Source organism: Gordonia aquimaris, from assembly GCF_026262595.1.
Classification (GTDB): Bacteria; Actinomycetota; Actinomycetes; order Mycobacteriales; family Mycobacteriaceae; genus Gordonia; species Gordonia tangerina.
On the sequence record NZ_JAPKFM010000001.1, the window covers coordinates 257,118 to 271,563 of the forward strand.

General features: G+C 66.5%; 18 protein-coding genes. 11 read left to right on the forward strand and 7 right to left on the reverse strand.

Going from position 1 to position 14,446, the window contains the following annotated elements:
- Positions 1 to 29 precede the first annotated feature (29 nt).
- The 3 genes from OSB52_RS01180 to OSB52_RS01190 form a co-directional block, all read right to left on the reverse strand.
- The gene (locus OSB52_RS01180; protein ID WP_266059741.1) at positions 30 to 1,256 is read right to left on the reverse strand and encodes an MFS transporter; all 1,227 of its coding nucleotides are present in this window, start codon (positions 1,254 to 1,256) and stop codon (positions 30 to 32) included.
- Between the two features lie 109 nt (positions 1,257 to 1,365).
- Positions 1,366 to 1,812, reverse strand: coding sequence for a redox-sensitive transcriptional activator SoxR (gene soxR / locus OSB52_RS01185; RefSeq protein ID WP_266059742.1), 447 nt, complete (start codon positions 1,810 to 1,812; stop codon positions 1,366 to 1,368).
- Positions 1,813 to 1,879: 67 nt separating this feature from the next.
- Entirely contained in the window at positions 1,880 to 2,737 is an 858-nt protein-coding gene (locus OSB52_RS01190) for a universal stress protein (protein WP_266059743.1), read from the reverse strand.
- Between the two features lie 136 nt (positions 2,738 to 2,873).
- On the opposite strand from OSB52_RS01190, the gene OSB52_RS01195 reads away from it, so the two are divergent.
- Entirely contained in the window at positions 2,874 to 3,266 is a 393-nt protein-coding gene (locus OSB52_RS01195) for a hypothetical protein (RefSeq protein WP_266059744.1), read from the forward strand.
- A 45-nt stretch (positions 3,267 to 3,311) separates the two neighbouring features.
- On the opposite strand, the gene OSB52_RS01200 is transcribed toward OSB52_RS01195, so the two are convergent.
- Together OSB52_RS01200 and mrf are read right to left on the reverse strand one after the other, a co-directional pair.
- A complete protein-coding gene (locus OSB52_RS01200; RefSeq protein WP_266059745.1) occupies positions 3,312 to 3,563 on the reverse strand; it encodes a type B 50S ribosomal protein L31 in 252 nt (83 codons plus the stop codon).
- Positions 3,564 to 3,566: 3 nt separating this feature from the next.
- Positions 3,567 to 4,874, reverse strand: coding sequence for a ribosome hibernation factor-recruiting GTPase MRF (gene mrf / locus OSB52_RS01205; protein WP_372512289.1), 1,308 nt, complete (start codon positions 4,872 to 4,874; stop codon positions 3,567 to 3,569).
- Positions 4,875 to 5,042: 168 nt separating this feature from the next.
- Between mrf and rpmB the strand changes: the two genes are divergently transcribed.
- From rpmB to rpsR, 4 genes are read left to right on the forward strand one after another with little or no spacing between them, the layout of a single operon-like run.
- Positions 5,043 to 5,279, forward strand: a complete 237-nt coding sequence (rpmB, locus tag OSB52_RS01210) for a 50S ribosomal protein L28 (protein WP_235725297.1) — start codon at positions 5,043 to 5,045, stop codon at positions 5,277 to 5,279.
- Positions 5,279 to 5,443, forward strand: coding sequence for a 50S ribosomal protein L33 (gene rpmG, locus OSB52_RS01215; RefSeq protein ID WP_235725296.1), 165 nt, complete (start codon positions 5,279 to 5,281; stop codon positions 5,441 to 5,443). Before rpmB ends, rpmG begins: the two co-directional genes overlap by 1 nt.
- Entirely contained in the window at positions 5,443 to 5,748 is a 306-nt protein-coding gene (gene rpsN, locus OSB52_RS01220; RefSeq protein ID WP_235725295.1) for a 30S ribosomal protein S14, read from the forward strand. Before rpmG ends, rpsN begins: the two co-directional genes overlap by 1 nt.
- Positions 5,749 to 5,775: 27 nt before the next feature.
- Positions 5,776 to 6,039: a 30S ribosomal protein S18 gene (rpsR, locus tag OSB52_RS01225; RefSeq protein ID WP_372475271.1), complete on the forward strand. Its 264-nt coding sequence runs from the start codon at positions 5,776 to 5,778 to the stop codon at positions 6,037 to 6,039.
- 8 nt (positions 6,040 to 6,047) lie between these two features.
- Here rpsR and OSB52_RS01230 read toward each other — a convergent pair whose 3' ends face one another.
- A complete protein-coding gene (locus OSB52_RS01230; RefSeq protein WP_266059750.1) occupies positions 6,048 to 7,856 on the reverse strand; it encodes a cation:proton antiporter in 1,809 nt (602 codons plus the stop codon).
- Positions 7,857 to 8,056: 200 nt separating this feature from the next.
- On the opposite strand from OSB52_RS01230, the gene OSB52_RS01235 reads away from it, so the two are divergent.
- The 4 genes from OSB52_RS01235 (at position 8,057) to OSB52_RS01250 (ending at position 12,685) form a co-directional block, all read left to right on the forward strand.
- Entirely contained in the window at positions 8,057 to 9,070 is a 1,014-nt protein-coding gene (locus OSB52_RS01235) for an AurF N-oxygenase family protein (protein ID WP_235725293.1), read from the forward strand.
- A gap of 34 nt (positions 9,071 to 9,104) precedes the next feature.
- Positions 9,105 to 10,628, forward strand: coding sequence for a 4Fe-4S binding protein (locus OSB52_RS01240; RefSeq protein ID WP_266059751.1), 1,524 nt, complete (start codon positions 9,105 to 9,107; stop codon positions 10,626 to 10,628).
- Positions 10,629 to 10,751: 123 nt separating this feature from the next.
- Positions 10,752 to 11,687 carry an EamA family transporter gene (locus tag OSB52_RS01245; RefSeq protein WP_266059753.1) on the forward strand — a complete coding sequence of 312 codons (936 nt, stop codon included), beginning with the start codon at positions 10,752 to 10,754 and terminating at the stop codon, positions 11,685 to 11,687.
- A gap of 200 nt (positions 11,688 to 11,887) precedes the next feature.
- Complete coding sequence (locus OSB52_RS01250) at positions 11,888 to 12,685, forward strand: maleylpyruvate isomerase family mycothiol-dependent enzyme (protein ID WP_235726209.1); 798 nt, start codon at positions 11,888 to 11,890, stop codon at positions 12,683 to 12,685.
- Between the two features lie 33 nt (positions 12,686 to 12,718).
- On the opposite strand, the gene OSB52_RS01255 is transcribed toward OSB52_RS01250, so the two are convergent.
- Positions 12,719 to 13,330 (reverse strand): helix-turn-helix domain-containing protein, encoded by a 612-nt coding sequence (locus OSB52_RS01255; RefSeq protein WP_235726175.1) that lies wholly within the window; start codon positions 13,328 to 13,330, stop codon positions 12,719 to 12,721.
- A gap of 18 nt (positions 13,331 to 13,348) precedes the next feature.
- Here OSB52_RS01255 and OSB52_RS01260 point away from each other — a divergent pair, with 18 nt between their 5' ends.
- Together OSB52_RS01260 and OSB52_RS01265 are read left to right on the forward strand one after the other, a co-directional pair.
- Positions 13,349 to 14,083, forward strand: a complete 735-nt coding sequence (locus tag OSB52_RS01260) for an AzlC family ABC transporter permease (protein ID WP_266059757.1) — start codon at positions 13,349 to 13,351, stop codon at positions 14,081 to 14,083.
- On the forward strand, positions 14,080 to 14,400 hold the full coding sequence (locus OSB52_RS01265; RefSeq protein ID WP_235726177.1) for an AzlD domain-containing protein: 321 nt from the start codon (positions 14,080 to 14,082) through the stop codon (positions 14,398 to 14,400). The genes OSB52_RS01260 and OSB52_RS01265 overlap by 4 nt, the downstream gene beginning before the upstream one ends.
- Positions 14,401 to 14,446: the final 46 nt, after the last annotated feature.

Below are 14,446 nucleotides of genomic sequence, written 5' to 3' on the forward strand. Positions count from 1 at the left end.
GTAGTTCGTCACCGGCGATCTCACCCGGATTAGGGATCGTTCGGGTCGCGTTCCACCTCGGTCAGGTGTGGGCCGCTGCCCACCACCGCGGGGGCGGTCTCGCCGGCGAACGACCACAGGACGAACGCCACCGCCGTCACGATACCGGTCAACAGAAATGCCGGGCCGAATCCGGCGCGGTCGGCGACGAAACCGGCCACCACGGGTCCGCTCACCGCGCCGAGGTCCGAGGACATACCGTAGGCGGCCAATGCCGACCCGCCCTGCTGCCGATTGCCCAACACGTCGGCCAGCGCCGCCTGATGTGTCGGTGCGAACAGGCCGGAGCCGACGCCGGCGACAAGACAGAGTCCCAGCGCCACCAACAGATTGGGCGACAGGCCGAGCGCACCGGTGGCGATCGTGGCGATGGCGAGGCCGGGCAGCATCACCGGCCGCCGACCGAAGGTGTCCGACAGTCGTCCGGCCACGACGATGGCGGCGACGTTGCCGACCGCATAGACGGCCAGCGCCACCCCGGCCATCGCGGCTCCCTCGTCGAGTCCGTCGGTGATGAACAACGGCACCACCGCGACCCGAACCCCCATCGACGCCCATCCCTGCGCGAAGTTCGACGCGAGGACGGCCCGGTAGGTGCTGTTGCGCAGTGCGGTCCGAAATGCGATGACGCCGGCGCTCGGAGCCGACGACGGGTCGGGTCGCCCACCCTGGTCACGCAACTGGGTGGCCACCACCGCCGCCGCGATCATCAGGGCGATCGAATACACGACGAACGGCATCCGTAGACCGAAATTGACCAGGGCGCTGCCGATCAGCGGACCGGTGATGTTTCCGATCAGGAATCCGGCGGAGAAGTATCCTGATACTCGTCCACGGATCTCGCCGGGCGCCATCCGGATCAGCAGCGCCATTGCCGACACCGTGAACATGGTGGAACCGACCCCGCCGGCCGCGCGGAACAGCAGCAGTTGCCAATAGCCCTGGGCAAAAGCACATGCGAACGTGCTACCCGCGACGATGAGCAGTCCGATGAGATAGATCCGACGCTCGCCGAAGACGGTGACGAGGCGACCGGTGGTGGGGGCGAACAGCAACCGCATGACCGCGAATGCGGAGACGACCGCCGATGCCGCGGTGAAGCTGACGTTGAAGCTGCGCGCGAATGCCGGCAGTGCCGGCGCGATGAGGCCGTATCCGAGTGCGATGACGACGTTGGCGGCCAGCAGAACCCAGATTCCGCGGGGGATCTGTCTCACGATGCCGGTCTTGTCGTGTCGATATCTGGGGCCATGATGATCACGACACTATCGACCCGCGACGTCACGATGCCCGGCGGCATCGATCATCGTCGGCGCTCAGGAGCACTCAGTCACGTATCAGCCGCCGCGGTCCGGGACCGAGTTTGTTCATCTCGTCGCCGGGGTTGAGCAGATGGCACTCCCCCAGCGACAGACAACCGCATCCCACGCAGGAGCCGATCATGTCGCGCATGTTCTCCAGCAGGGCGATGCGGTTGTTGATGTCGTCGATCCATCGTTTGGAGGCGGCCTCCCACATCGACTTCGGCGGCGACTCGTGGTCACCGAGTTCGCCGAGCACATCGGCGATCACGGCCAACGGAATGCCGGCGGTCTGCGAGGCACGGATGAAGGCGACGCGGCGCAGCATCGCACGATGGTACCGGCGCTGATTTCCCGAGGTCCGTCGACTGAAGATCAGTCCCTGGTCCTCGTAGAAGCGCACCGCCGACGGCGCGATGCCGGCCCGCTGCGCCAGCTCTCCCACCGACAGTTCCAGCTTCTTCAGCGACACGCCACCATGGTAGGTCGGCACCCACCGAACCCGAGAGCGTCCGGTATGCGGCGCCCTAGAGGTGAGATCACTCCCGCACGACCATCACCGGGCACTCGGCCTGGTGCAGGATCTTCTGGCTGGTCGAGCCCAGCAGCAGCCCGGTGAAGCCGCCGCGGCCTCTGCTCCCGACCACGATCAGTTGTGCATCGCCGGCCGAATCGAGCACGGCTTTGGCCGGTTCCTCCGGAATCACCACCCGTTCGACGACGACGTCGGGATGGTCGGCCGAGTAGCCGGCGAGGCGTTCGGCGACGGCCTCGACCGCTTCGCCCGACATCCGGGTGACCTCGGCGGGCTCGATGCCGTAGCCGTGCAGGGCGTCCACGTCGAGGGGAGTCCAGGTGTGCACGGCCACGAGCTTGGTGTTGCGCAGCGCGGCCTGTCGAAAGGCTTCGGCCACCGCCACATCGCTGACCGGCGAATCGTCGACACCCACCACAACCGGCCCGTCCCCGCCCGCACCGGCAACCACGACGACGCGACCGTGGAAGTGTGCGGCGACACTGACGCTGACCGACCCCAGGAACAAGCCCTTGATCGAGCCCAGTCCGCGAGTACCGAGCACGATGGTGCCGGCATCCTTCCCGAGCTCGAGCAGCACACGCGCGGCGTCACCTTCGGCGGTCGAGGTGTGCAGGGTCACCTCTGGAGCCGTCTGCTTGGCCAGCTCGGCGGCGGCGTGTACCGCGTCGGTGGCGTCCTGTCGGATCGCGTCGACGACGTCTTGCGGGATGATCAGACCCGGTGCGTAGTTGCTGGTGCTGATGTCGTAGACACCGACCAGCTTCAGTTCCACGCCTTCGGTCACGGCCGCCTTCGCAGCCCACCGGACGGCGGCGTCCGAGGCATCCGATCCGTCCACACCGACGAGAATCGCGCTCATTTCGGTCCACTCCTCACTCGTGTCCACCAAGGTCCTCCTCTGTCATCCTGCCCCTGCGCGGCCGTTCGAGCAAAGGGCAGAAAGTCCCGGTCACAGGAGGTTTCATCGACCGCGTAGGGTGGAGTTGAGGTGAGCGATGACCAACCATGAGCAACTACACCGCGAGCGGGGGACACCGGGCGCACCGTCGAACACCGACGAAAACCGTGCGACACCCAACGACTTCGGGCGGACCGGACCGGCACCGCGCGGAAACGAGGTGCGTTCGGCCATCGTGCACGGTGTCGCGACACTGGTGATCGCACTGATCGTGGCGACGGTCGCCGGTGCCACCGACGGCACCGCCGAGACCGCACTGATCGTGCTCGCGCCGATCGTGGTGCTGATCGGTGCGCTGACCGCGTTGTGGCGCACCTATCGAAGTTGGCGCTCCGGTGGACGGTGGCAGATCTGGCAGGGCGCCGGGTGGTTCCTGCTGGCGATGTTCATCTTCTTCTTGTCCGGGGTGGGCCCGCTGATCACCTCGTGACCAGAACCGCTTCGACGCTTCGACAGGACGCCTCTCCAGCCGGCGTCAGCGACCGTACCTCGGGTAGCGCCGGTTGAACTTCTCTACTCGGCCGGCCACATCGCGTACGCGTGCCACGCCGGTGTAGAACGGATGCGATTCGCTGGTCACGTCGACGGTGATGCGCAGATAGGTGTTGCCGTCGGTCCACTCGACGTGATCGTCGGACGTGGCAGTCGATCGGGTGAGGAACTGCGAACCCGTGGACGCATCGCGGACGACGACGGGATCGTAGTCGGGGTGGATGTCTCGTTTCATCGGTCAGGCCTCTCGTTGGTCGGTGTTGTCGGTGATCGACACGGCGTCGACGGTCTCGGTGTCGGACAGATCGAGATCGTCGCAGGGATCGGTATGAAATCCGCCGAACGGATCGTCGAGGGTCGCCCAGAACTCCTGTCCGGCGGCGAATTCGACTTCGTTCAGACACGCATCCCGCAGTGCGTCCTGGATTTCGGATGCGTCTGCGCGATGAACCAGGGCCACCAGAGATGTGTGCCGATCGCCGTAGCGCTCGTCCCACCGCAGGGCCGCCATCGCGCGCCGTTCCGCGGGCTCCCGGTCGACCTCCGACTCGTCCATCGCGGCAAGCCATGCGCCACCGCGGGCAACCTGCAGGGCACCACCGGCCGACTCGAGCCATAAGGCCTCTGCGGGCTGGGTCGCGATCCACAGCCTGCCGCGTGCGGTCACCACCCCGTCGAGCAGGGCGTCGATGGCATCGTGCAGTCGCCCCGGGTGCATGGGCCGTTCGGAGTGGAATTCCACCCAGGACACGCCGCAGTCGGCGTCCAGTGGCGGCTCGCCGCGCAACAACGGGTCGTGTGGGGCGTCCACACGGCCCCGGCGCGACATCGGCGCCACCGCGGCGAGCAGGCGCTCCACGAGAATCGTCGTCACCGGACGCTGCGGCAACTCGATCATGATGGGCGCGTTCGGGGCGAGTCGCTTCAGCACAGCGGTCAACCGCGCGGACTCCCACGCGTCCCGCATAGCGGGATCGCAGCCCGCCACCACGAGCGCGTCGGCAAATGCCACCTGGCCGACTGCCACCTGCGCCAGTGTGCGGTCGTCGTCGACATGACCGAACCCGGCCTCGGCGAGAGTGTTGTCGCCGGTTGCCGACTCGAGCCAATCCTGCTCCGCGACGCAGGCTATCGTCGCCTCGATCCGGACATCACGCGATGCCGGACCGTCGACGAAGCCGGGCATTGACTCGACCACGACCTCGTCGATCGCCCAGGCGATGCGCTCGGGTTCGAGGATCGGATCCAGGGTCAACACGATCCGGCGCACCGACGAACGTCGATTGAGCCTGCGCAACAGCGGGAGCAGATCCTCACGAAGCGTGCAAGACACGCATCCGTGGGCGAGTTCGACGCCGATGGTCCGTTCGCGTCGCCGCCCATCCGGGTCAACCCAGCTCATGAGCCGAGCCACCCTGCCGTCAGCGACGTGCGAGAAGTCGTGATGCACCAGGACGGTCCCTGCGGTATCCAAACTCATCTCACCCGTGAGAGCATCCCCGACCCGCGATACCGCCGCCGCCTCAAGCCCCGTCACGAGCACGATCGGCGTCCGCTCGTCGGTCGTCGATGGCGCGCCACGTCGCCGAGCCGGTCCTCCGTCGTTCACCGTCTACCACCTTCTTGACAACAATTTCCATTTAGTCGAGACCGACGGTACCGTGACAGCCACACAAACGCCAATCATTTCCAATAGCACGAGAGGAGCACCTCAATGTCCCAACGCTGTCAGGTGACCGGCCGCGAACCCGGGTTCGGCAAACAGGTGTCACATTCGCACGTCCGCACGTCGCGGCGGTGGAACCCCAATATCCAGCGCCGGCGCTACTACGTGCCCGGCGAGGGCCGCTACGTGACCCTGCGCGTGAGCGCCAAGGGAATCAAGACCATCGACAAGGTCGGAATCGAGTCGGTTCTCGCGACGATCCGTGCGCGCGGAGAGAAGATCTGATGGCCCGCAACGAGATCCGACCGATCATCAAGCTGCGGTCGACGGCCGGCACCGGCTACACCTACGTCACGCGCAAGAACCGGCGCAACGACCCCGACCGGATGGTGTTGCGCAAGTACGACCCAGTCGTGCGCAAGCACGTCGACTTCCGAGAGGACCGCTGATGGCCAAGAAGTCCAAGATCGTCCGCGACCGACAACGGCGCGAGATCGTCGCCCGGTATGCGCAGACCCGCGCCGAGCTCAAACGGACCATCGCCGCGTCGACGTCGTCCCCCCGGCAACGGGGAGACGCCCAGCGCCGGTTGCAGCGACTACCCCGCGATGCGAGTCCGACGCGGCTGCGCAACCGCGATGCCGTCGACGGACGCCCCCGCGGCTACATCGGCAAGGCCGGGCTCTCCCGGGTGCGCTTCCGCGAACTCGCCCACCGGGGCGAACTCCCCGGCATCCAGAAGTCCAGCTGGTGATCACCCATTCGAACCCGAGGTAACACAGTGGCCCGCAAACCAACTCGACCGTCCCGAGACATCCCGACGAAACGCGCGCGCAATCTGTTGCACGGTCACGGCATCCATGTCGACGGCAACAACCCCGTCGACTACAAGGATGTGGCCCTGCTCCGACAGTTCCTGTCCGACAAAGGACGCATCCGCAGCCGCCGGGTGACCGGCCTGACCCCCCAACAACAGCGCCAGGTCGCCACCGCGATCCGCAATGCCCGGGAAATGGCCCTACTGCCCTACGACACCCGACGCTGACTGCGAGCTCAATCGTCGTCGACGCGCATGTCCAGACTGATCTCCTCCGCGTCGAGTTGCGCCAGTTCGTGACTCAGCAGGTTGGAGTGGTAGGTGCCGGTCGACCGCATACGCATGAGGGTTTCCCGCTGAGCGTCGATGACCTCGCGGCGGGTCTGCTCGAACGCGGCCCGGAATGCCAGGTTGGTGCCGATCACGGTGTCGTCGGCATCGGCCTGGCGTTCCATCTTCTCGATCCGTTCACGAATCCAGGGAAAGCGTGCCGCGACATCGGATCCAGCGAGGGTTTCCGACGCCGTGCGCGACAGCTCGGCATGCAGACGAGTGCGTTCGGCCGCGCGGTCGTCGGACACATCAGCCAACCGCAGCACCCGGATCAGCCAACCGAGAGTTCCACCCTGCGCGATCAGCGAGGCCGCAGCGACCACGAACGCAATGAGCACCAACAGTTCTCGCGACGGAGTGTCGGCGGGGAGGGTCTGCGCTGCCGCCAGGGTCACGACACCACGCATCCCAGCCCAGACGATGATCGCGCCTTCTTTGGGGCCCATCGGCGAGGCGGTGTAGTAGTCGATATCGGCCATTGCACGGGTGATCCGGTCACGCACCCGCTGCGCCGATTCGGGGTTCTCGGCGAATGCGGCCGTCGACAGCTGTTCGGCTCTCGCCCGGTTCCGTTTTGCCCGACCGAACCGTAGCGAGGGCCGTCGTCCCCGCTCGGCACTGGTGGCCGCGACCCCGGTGCCATCTGCGGCCGCCCGGCGGGACTTCTCGACAATGGAGGCGTCCATGTTCTCCAGATATGGCCGCATTGCCGTACGTCGACGTGCGACCCGGTCGAGCCATACGATCAGCGGGGTCACGTAGAGCGCCCGCACCACCGCGGTCATGGCCAGCGCCGACAACCCGATCCAGACAGCTGTGACGATGCCGCCGTGGTCATTACGGACGTCGACCAACAGAGCCCACAACTCCAACCCCATCAAGAGAAAGACCCCACCTTCGGCCAGAAACTCCACCGTTCGCCAATTCTGCGCGTCCGAAACCCGATGACGGGGCGAGAGGTAGCGGACCGCGCCGGCACCGGTGATCAGGCCGGCGGTGACCGCCGCGACGAGCCCGGAGGCCCCGAGCTCCTCGGCCGGCAGGTAAGCCAGATAGGGCACTGTGAACGAGATCGCGGTGTTGACGGTGGCGTCACCGACCCGGCGCCGAACCCAGAGGTTTCCCCAACCGACTACGGCACCAATCGCCACCGCGGCGATGACCGCCCAGAGAAAGCTGACGGCCACGTGACCGAACGAGAAACCGGCAGCGGTTGCCGCGACCGCAGCCCGAAGCAGCACAAGTGCGGTGGCGTCGTTGAGCAGGCTCTCACCCTCCAAGATGGCGATCACCCGACCAGGCACGCCCAGTCGTTTGGCGATCGACGTCGCGACCGCGTCGGTCGGCGAGACGATGGCCCCCAACGCGATCCCGGTGGCCAGATCCACGCCGGGAATGATCTGGTCGAAGAAGACACCCAAGACCACCGAACTGATGACCACCAGCACCACCGACATCGCACTGATCGCCGCGAAGTCTCGCCGGAAGTCCATCGTCGGCATGGACACCGCCGCCGAGTAGAGCAGTGGCGGTAGCACGCCAATCAGGATCCATTCCGGATCGACCTCTACTTCCGGCACGAACGGCAGCACACCAATGATGGCGCCGGCAACGACCAGCAGCAATGGCGCTGCCACGCGAATCCGCGGGCCGATGACGTGCGCGGCGGCAATGCCGAGCACCGCGAGGATCACGAACAGGATTTTCTCCATGCCGACCATCCTGTCGCAGCATCGCCGATGCCGGTGCGGCACGCAGTGCCATTGCGAATTGTGACATTGAATGTTGACATATACCTGCCGTCGAACTACGTTCAGAAACCATTGACCGAGCTCTCGGCCACCTGAGTCGAGATCTTGGTCAACCGACCCGGACAGCAGGATTCTGAGCACGCAAAGGACCCGCAGCCATCATGACGAACGCCATCGACCGCATCGGCGCCACCTACGTCCCCGAGGCCCCCCAGGCGCCGGCAGACGACTACACACAGGTGCTCGACGACCTGTCGAGCGCGTCAGTGCATCGGAATTTCGACCCCTACATCGATATCGACTGGGACTCCCCGGAGATGGCCATCGTGCCCTATGACGAGCGCTGGATTCTGTCCGCCGAGGTCGACCCGGTCGGTCGACACCCCTGGTACCAGCAGCTACCCCGCGACAAGCAGATCGAGATCGGCATGTGGCGACAGGCCAATGTCGCCAAGGTCGGACTGCAGTTCGAATCGATTCTGATCCGCGGCCTCATGCAGTACAGCTTCAAATTGCCCAATGGCGCCAAGGAGTTCCGCTACACCACGCACGAATCCAAGGAGGAGTGCAATCACACCCTGATGTTCCAGGAGTTCGTGAACCGCTCCGGAATGGACGTGCCCGGCGCCAAGATCGGTTATCGCCTGATCTCGCCGCTGGTACCTCTGGCGTCGACGATCTTCCCGACGGTGTTCTTCTTCGGTGTGCTCGGCGGCGAGGAACCGATCGACCACATCCAGAAAGATTTCCTACGCACGCGCGCCAACCTGCATCCGACCATGGCCGCGGTGATGCAGCTGCACGTCGCTGAGGAGGCCCGCCACATCTCCTTCGCGCACCACCTCCTGCGCGAGACTGTGCCGCAGAAGGGTCGCGTCCAGCGATTCCTGCTGTCGTTGATGTTCCCGCTCACCATGCGCATCCTGTGCGGTGCCATCGTGGTGCCGCCGAGGTCGTTCCAGCGGCGTTTCGACATCCCGAATGAGGTGATGCGCGACATCTTCTGGCGGTCACCGGAGTCAAAGCAGTTCCTACGAAACGTATTCGGCGATGTCCGGATGCTCGGCGAGCAGTGCGGGCTGATGAACCCCGTCTCGCGCCTGTTGTGGAAGCTGCTGGGTATCGGCGGACGCCCGTCACGGTTCCGCAGCGAGCCCACCTACACCGCGGCCTGATACCGCACCCGCCCACTGCTGCAACGGAACCGAAATGCCTCACGTCGTCACACAGGCGTGCTGCGGAGATGCCTCGTGTGTCTACGCATGCCCGGTGAACTGTATCCATCCCACTCCCGAGGAGCCCGGGTTCGGCACCTCGGAGATGCTCTACATCGATCCGTCGACGTGCGTCGACTGTGGTGCCTGCGTGAGCGCATGTCCGGTGAGCGCCATCGTGCCCGGCCATCGACTCCCCGATGAACAGGCACGGTTCGCCGACATCAACGCCGCCCACTTCGATGGGCCCGCCGCAGATGCCGTCCGCTTCCCGGTCGACACCGCGCAACGACTCCCACTGGCCCCCATCAGCAAGCCGAGGCAACTGAGTGTCGATGCGCCGTTGTCGGTGGGCATCGTGGGCTCCGGCCCGTCGGCGATGTACGCGGCCGACGAGTTGCTGCGGCATCCACAGGTCTCGGTGACCATCTACGAACGTCTGGACCGCCCGTTCGGCCTGGCCCGCTTCGGGGTGGCACCCGACCACCTCGCCACCCGATCGGTGATGAGACTGTTTGATGACATCGCACGCGAACCGCGCTGCGACATCCGGCTCAACGTCGCCGTGGGGGCTGACGTCACGTTGGATGCACTACAGCGCCGTCATCAGGCCGTCATCTGGGCCGGCGGCGCGCCCACCGACCGGCGGCTCGACATCGAGAATGCCGACGCCCCAGGCGTCCTGAGCGCAACCGCGCTGGTCGGCTGGTACAACGGCCATCCCGATCACGCCGATCTCGATGTGGACCTCTCCAGCCGACGGGCCGTGGTGATCGGCAACGGCAACGTCGCCCTGGACGTGGCCCGAATCCTCACGGCCGATCCGGCGTCTCTCGCCGTCACCACGATCTCGCGGCGCGCGTTGGCGGCCCTGCGACACTCCGCGATCGACGAAGTGGTGGTGCTGGGTCGCCGCGGTGCCGCGCACGCCGCATTCACCCTGCCCGAGCTGGTGGGATTGGTCGACACCGGCGTCAACGTGGTCATCGACCCCGCCGATCTCGGCTCGGCGGCCGACCTGGTCGTCGACGACGCGACGACGCGAGCGAAACTGGAAGTGTTGGCAGAGGTGGCCGGTCGGCCACCCGGTGACGGACCTCGCATCCGGCTGGCCTTTCACCGTTCGCCGTCGGCGGTCCGCCTCGGCCCCGACGGCCACGTCAGCGGCCTCGTCACCGACCACACACGCATCGGAGATTCCGGGGCCGTCGAACCCACCGGCGTCTCCGAATCGATCGACACATCGCTGATTCTCACGTCGATCGGATATCGCGGCGTGGCCATCGCGGGCCTGCCTTTCGACGACGTCCGCGGCGTCATCCCGCACGATGCCGGCCGCGTCGTAGACGACGGTGTGCCCCGCCCCGGCATGTACGTGACCGGGTGGATCAAGCGCGGTCCCTCGGGCTTCATCGGCACCAACAAGACAGACTCCGCCGAAACCGTCGCATCGTTGCTGCGCGATCACGAATCGGGGAAACTCGCGGCAACGTCCGACGCACTGAGTCCGCTCGGCTGACCGGTCGTGCCGATGTGCACGCTCGCCCTGTGACGAGGTTCGCCCGCACCGTCGGCTTCGCTACATTGTGCCGATGAGCCAATGGTGTCCCCGTACCGGGCATGATGCACGCCGACCGGTGTCGTGACAATCCGGTCACGCACGTCGACGGGTCTGGTGCTCGGCCTGGGCTCCTCGGCCGCCTTCGGGTTGTCCGGCGTGCTCGCCCGGGCAATGATCGATGCCGGGTGGACCGCCGGCGCCACCGTGACCGTACGGATCGCGCTCGGCGCGGCGATTCTTCTCGTTCCCGGAGTCGTCGCACTGCGCGGCCGCTGGGGTGCGATGCGCCACGCATGGCCGATCCTGCTCGCCTACGGCGCTCTCGCCGTGGCCACCTGCCAGCTCGCCTACTTCTACGCGGTGACCTACCTACAGGTGGGGGTCGCGCTGCTGATCGAGTACACCGCACCCGTGGCCGTCATCGGTTGGATGTGGCTGCGTCACCGCCAACGCCCCGGGCGGCTGACCATCATGGGTGCGGTGATTGCGCTGGCAGGTCTCGCACTCGTGCTCGATCTGCGCGGTGACGTCGGCACCGACGTGATCGGTGCCTTGTGGGCCCTGATCGCGATGGTGGGTGCGGCGGCATACTTCGTGATCTCCGCCGACGACCGGATCGCGCTACCGCCGTTGACGCTGGCGGCGGGCGGGCTCACGGTTGGTGCGGTGATCCTCGCAGTGGCCGGCCTGGTGGGGGTCTTGCCGATGGCGACGTCGTCACTCGACGTCACGCTCGCCGGCCGGTCGATGCCGTGGTGGGTACCAGCTGTCGTGTTGGGGGTGGTGAGCGCGGCTGTTGCCTACTCCATGGGTATTGCCGCCGGCCGACGCCTGGGGTCGCGGGTGATGAGTTTCGTCGGACTGTCCGAAGTGCTGTTCGCAGTCGCCTTCGCCTGGGCAGCACTCGCCGAACTACCCACCGCTGTGCAACTCGTCGGTGGTGTGTTGATCGTCGTCGGCGTGATTGTCGTGCGGTCCGGCGAAGCATCGACCCGAGGCGAAGAGTCGGTGATCTGACGAGGCAGGCAGCGCCATCGGGGACCACCGACTGAGACAACTGTCCCAGATCTCGCACTGCGGCGGCGCACACCAGATCACTGACAGCAATTGAGTTCACCACCGCACATTCCAGGTGAACAGTCGTGATTCCCCTGTCCGCCAAACGGTTCCGAGATATCCTGGCATCCACTTGTTCAGGGGGTGCACGGGTGAGGACAATGTACTCGCGCTTCGATTACATCGACGCCGCGCGCGATTCGGGGGAACGTTTCGCCGAGTTGGTGCGGACCGTCGCCGAACCCGACGCCCGCCTCACGAGTACCCCGGGATGGACCGTGGTCGACTGCCTCGGCCACGTGGCCGCCACGCCGGGCCGCTACCTCGAACTGATCGAGGGCACGGGTTCGTGGCCGCACCGGCCCAAGGACCTACCCGATTTCAACGCCAAGCAGATAGCGAACATGTCAACCCGGGACATCCATCGGCTTACCGAGCGATTCCTCGACGACCTCGACCGCCTCCTCTACGCCGTGTCACATTTCGGCGCCCGGGTACCGGTGATGAACTTCGATGCGGATTCACGGGTTCGGTCCGACGCGGCACTGGGCATCCTTATCGGCGAGTTCCTCATCCACGGTCACGACGTGGCCACCGCCGTCGGCGCGTCGTGGCAGATCGACCCGAAGGTGGCGCCCCTCGTGGCGCGCGGGCGCCATCAGGTGCTGCCTCGATGGCTGGTGGAGTCATCGTGCGGCGGACATTCGGCGACCTACGACATCCGCCTCCGCGGGTGCGACGAAAGGTACGTCTACGAGTTCACCGACGGCCGACTCGTGATCGACCCACCGCAGTCGCGCCATCCCGACGTCCACATCAGTGTCGACCCGGTGGTAGCCATGCTGGCGGCGTACGGACGGATGTCGCCGACGTGGGCGGCCGTGACCGGCCGGGCGTTCGCCTGGGGCGCGCGCCCGTGGCTGGCCGCCGGCCTCTGCCGCCGCTTCGCACCGGCGTGATCAGATCCTTCGCCGATAGGCATCATTCCGCGATCAGGTCGATTCACTGATCATGACGGCAACGGTTTCGGGTTCGAGCGCGGCGAACACGTGCTCGACATCGCCCGCATACGACACGTAGTCACCCGCGGCCAGTTCCACCTCGCTGCCGGTGGGCCCGACTTTCGCTCTACCGCTACTGATCACCACCAGTTCCACCACGCCGCGGGCGTGCGGCGCGGAGATTCTCGGCTCACCCGGCTGCGCACGGATCAGATACAGGTCGCGCCGCGTTCCGGGCCGTGCTGTCGACAGCAGGGTCGCCGAGTAGTCGGCTGCGGCAGCCGGGATGAGTGGACCGTCGCCGAATCGAATCACCTCCACCGACCGGGTCGGTGTGTCCAACAATGCCGAGAACTGCACTCCCAGCGCCGTCGAGAGTGCCCAGAGCGTCTCTACACTCGGGTTCCCCTCGCCGGTCTCCAGCTGCGACAGGGTCGACTTCCCGATCCGGGCGCGCCGAGCCAGTTCGCCGATCGACAATCCCGCCCGGGTCCGTTCCCGCTTGAGCGCGGCAGCAACGACGCGTTTGGGATCCGACGGAGCAACATCCGTCGGATCGTTCGATTCATAGGACGATCGTCCATCTTGACGAACACCTGGCATAGGTCCACTATAGTGGACATGCGTTCGCTTCGGAGAACACTTGATCGTGCCACTGTTCGCACAGTGCTCGTCATGAGCATGTCCGTGCTGGTCATCGGCGCGTCGTATGGCGTCACCGCCCACTCCGCAGGCCTGGATTGGTGGCAGATCGTCGTCATTGCGACTGTGGTCCTCGCCGGCTCCTCGGAGTTCGTGTTCGTCGGCATCATCGCGGTGGGCGGTGCGCCCCTACTCGCCGCGCTCGCCGGTCTGGTGGTCAACACACGCAATTTCGGCTACGGACTGTCGATGGGGCGCTTCCTTCCACGCGGATGGCCGACAGCGCTCGCCGCCCACCTGATCAACGATGAGACCGCCGCGGTCACGGCCGTCGAAACCGATCAGCGGCGGGCTCGCGCCGCCTTCCTTCTCTGCGGCGCCGGAGTGCTGGTCAGCTGGCCACTCGGGTCGGCCATCGGGGTCGCGATCGGCGAGATCGTCGCGGACCCGGCGTCGCTCGGTCTCGACGCAGCCTTCCCCGCACTGCTCGCCACACTCGCCATCCCCGCACTGCGCGAACGAAAAACGCTGTGCGCCGCCCTTGTCGGCGGAGCAGCAGCCGTGGCGGCGACACCGCTCCTACCGGCCGGGGTGCCCATCCTGTGCGCCTTGGCCGGTCTGGCCGTGATCGCACGCGACCCCGGAGACAGACGTGGCACCCCGGCCGCCAAGGGCACCCCCGTCGACCATCAACTGCAGGAGTACGCACCATGAGCACCATCGACCTGCTGGCCGGAGCGGCACTGCTCGCTGTCGGTACGTACCTCATCCGGGTGGCCGGACCGGCGTTACGCAACCGCTACGAGGTGAGCCCGACCGCGGCCGCGTTGCTCGACCGGGCGGCGATCCTGCTGCTCGTCGGCGTCGCGGTGACGGGCGCGGTGTTCGCCGGTCAGGAGTTCGCCGGCTGGGCCCGTCCGGCCGGAGTGGCCGTCGGCGTGGTCGCAGCAGTCTGCCGGGCACCCCTGATGATCGTGATCCTGCTCGCGGCCGGCGTCACGGCCGGCATGCGAGCGCTCGGCGTCGCGTGATCTCTCGCGAAGCCGAACCGGCAGATCGGTCGGCCTCACGGTCCGG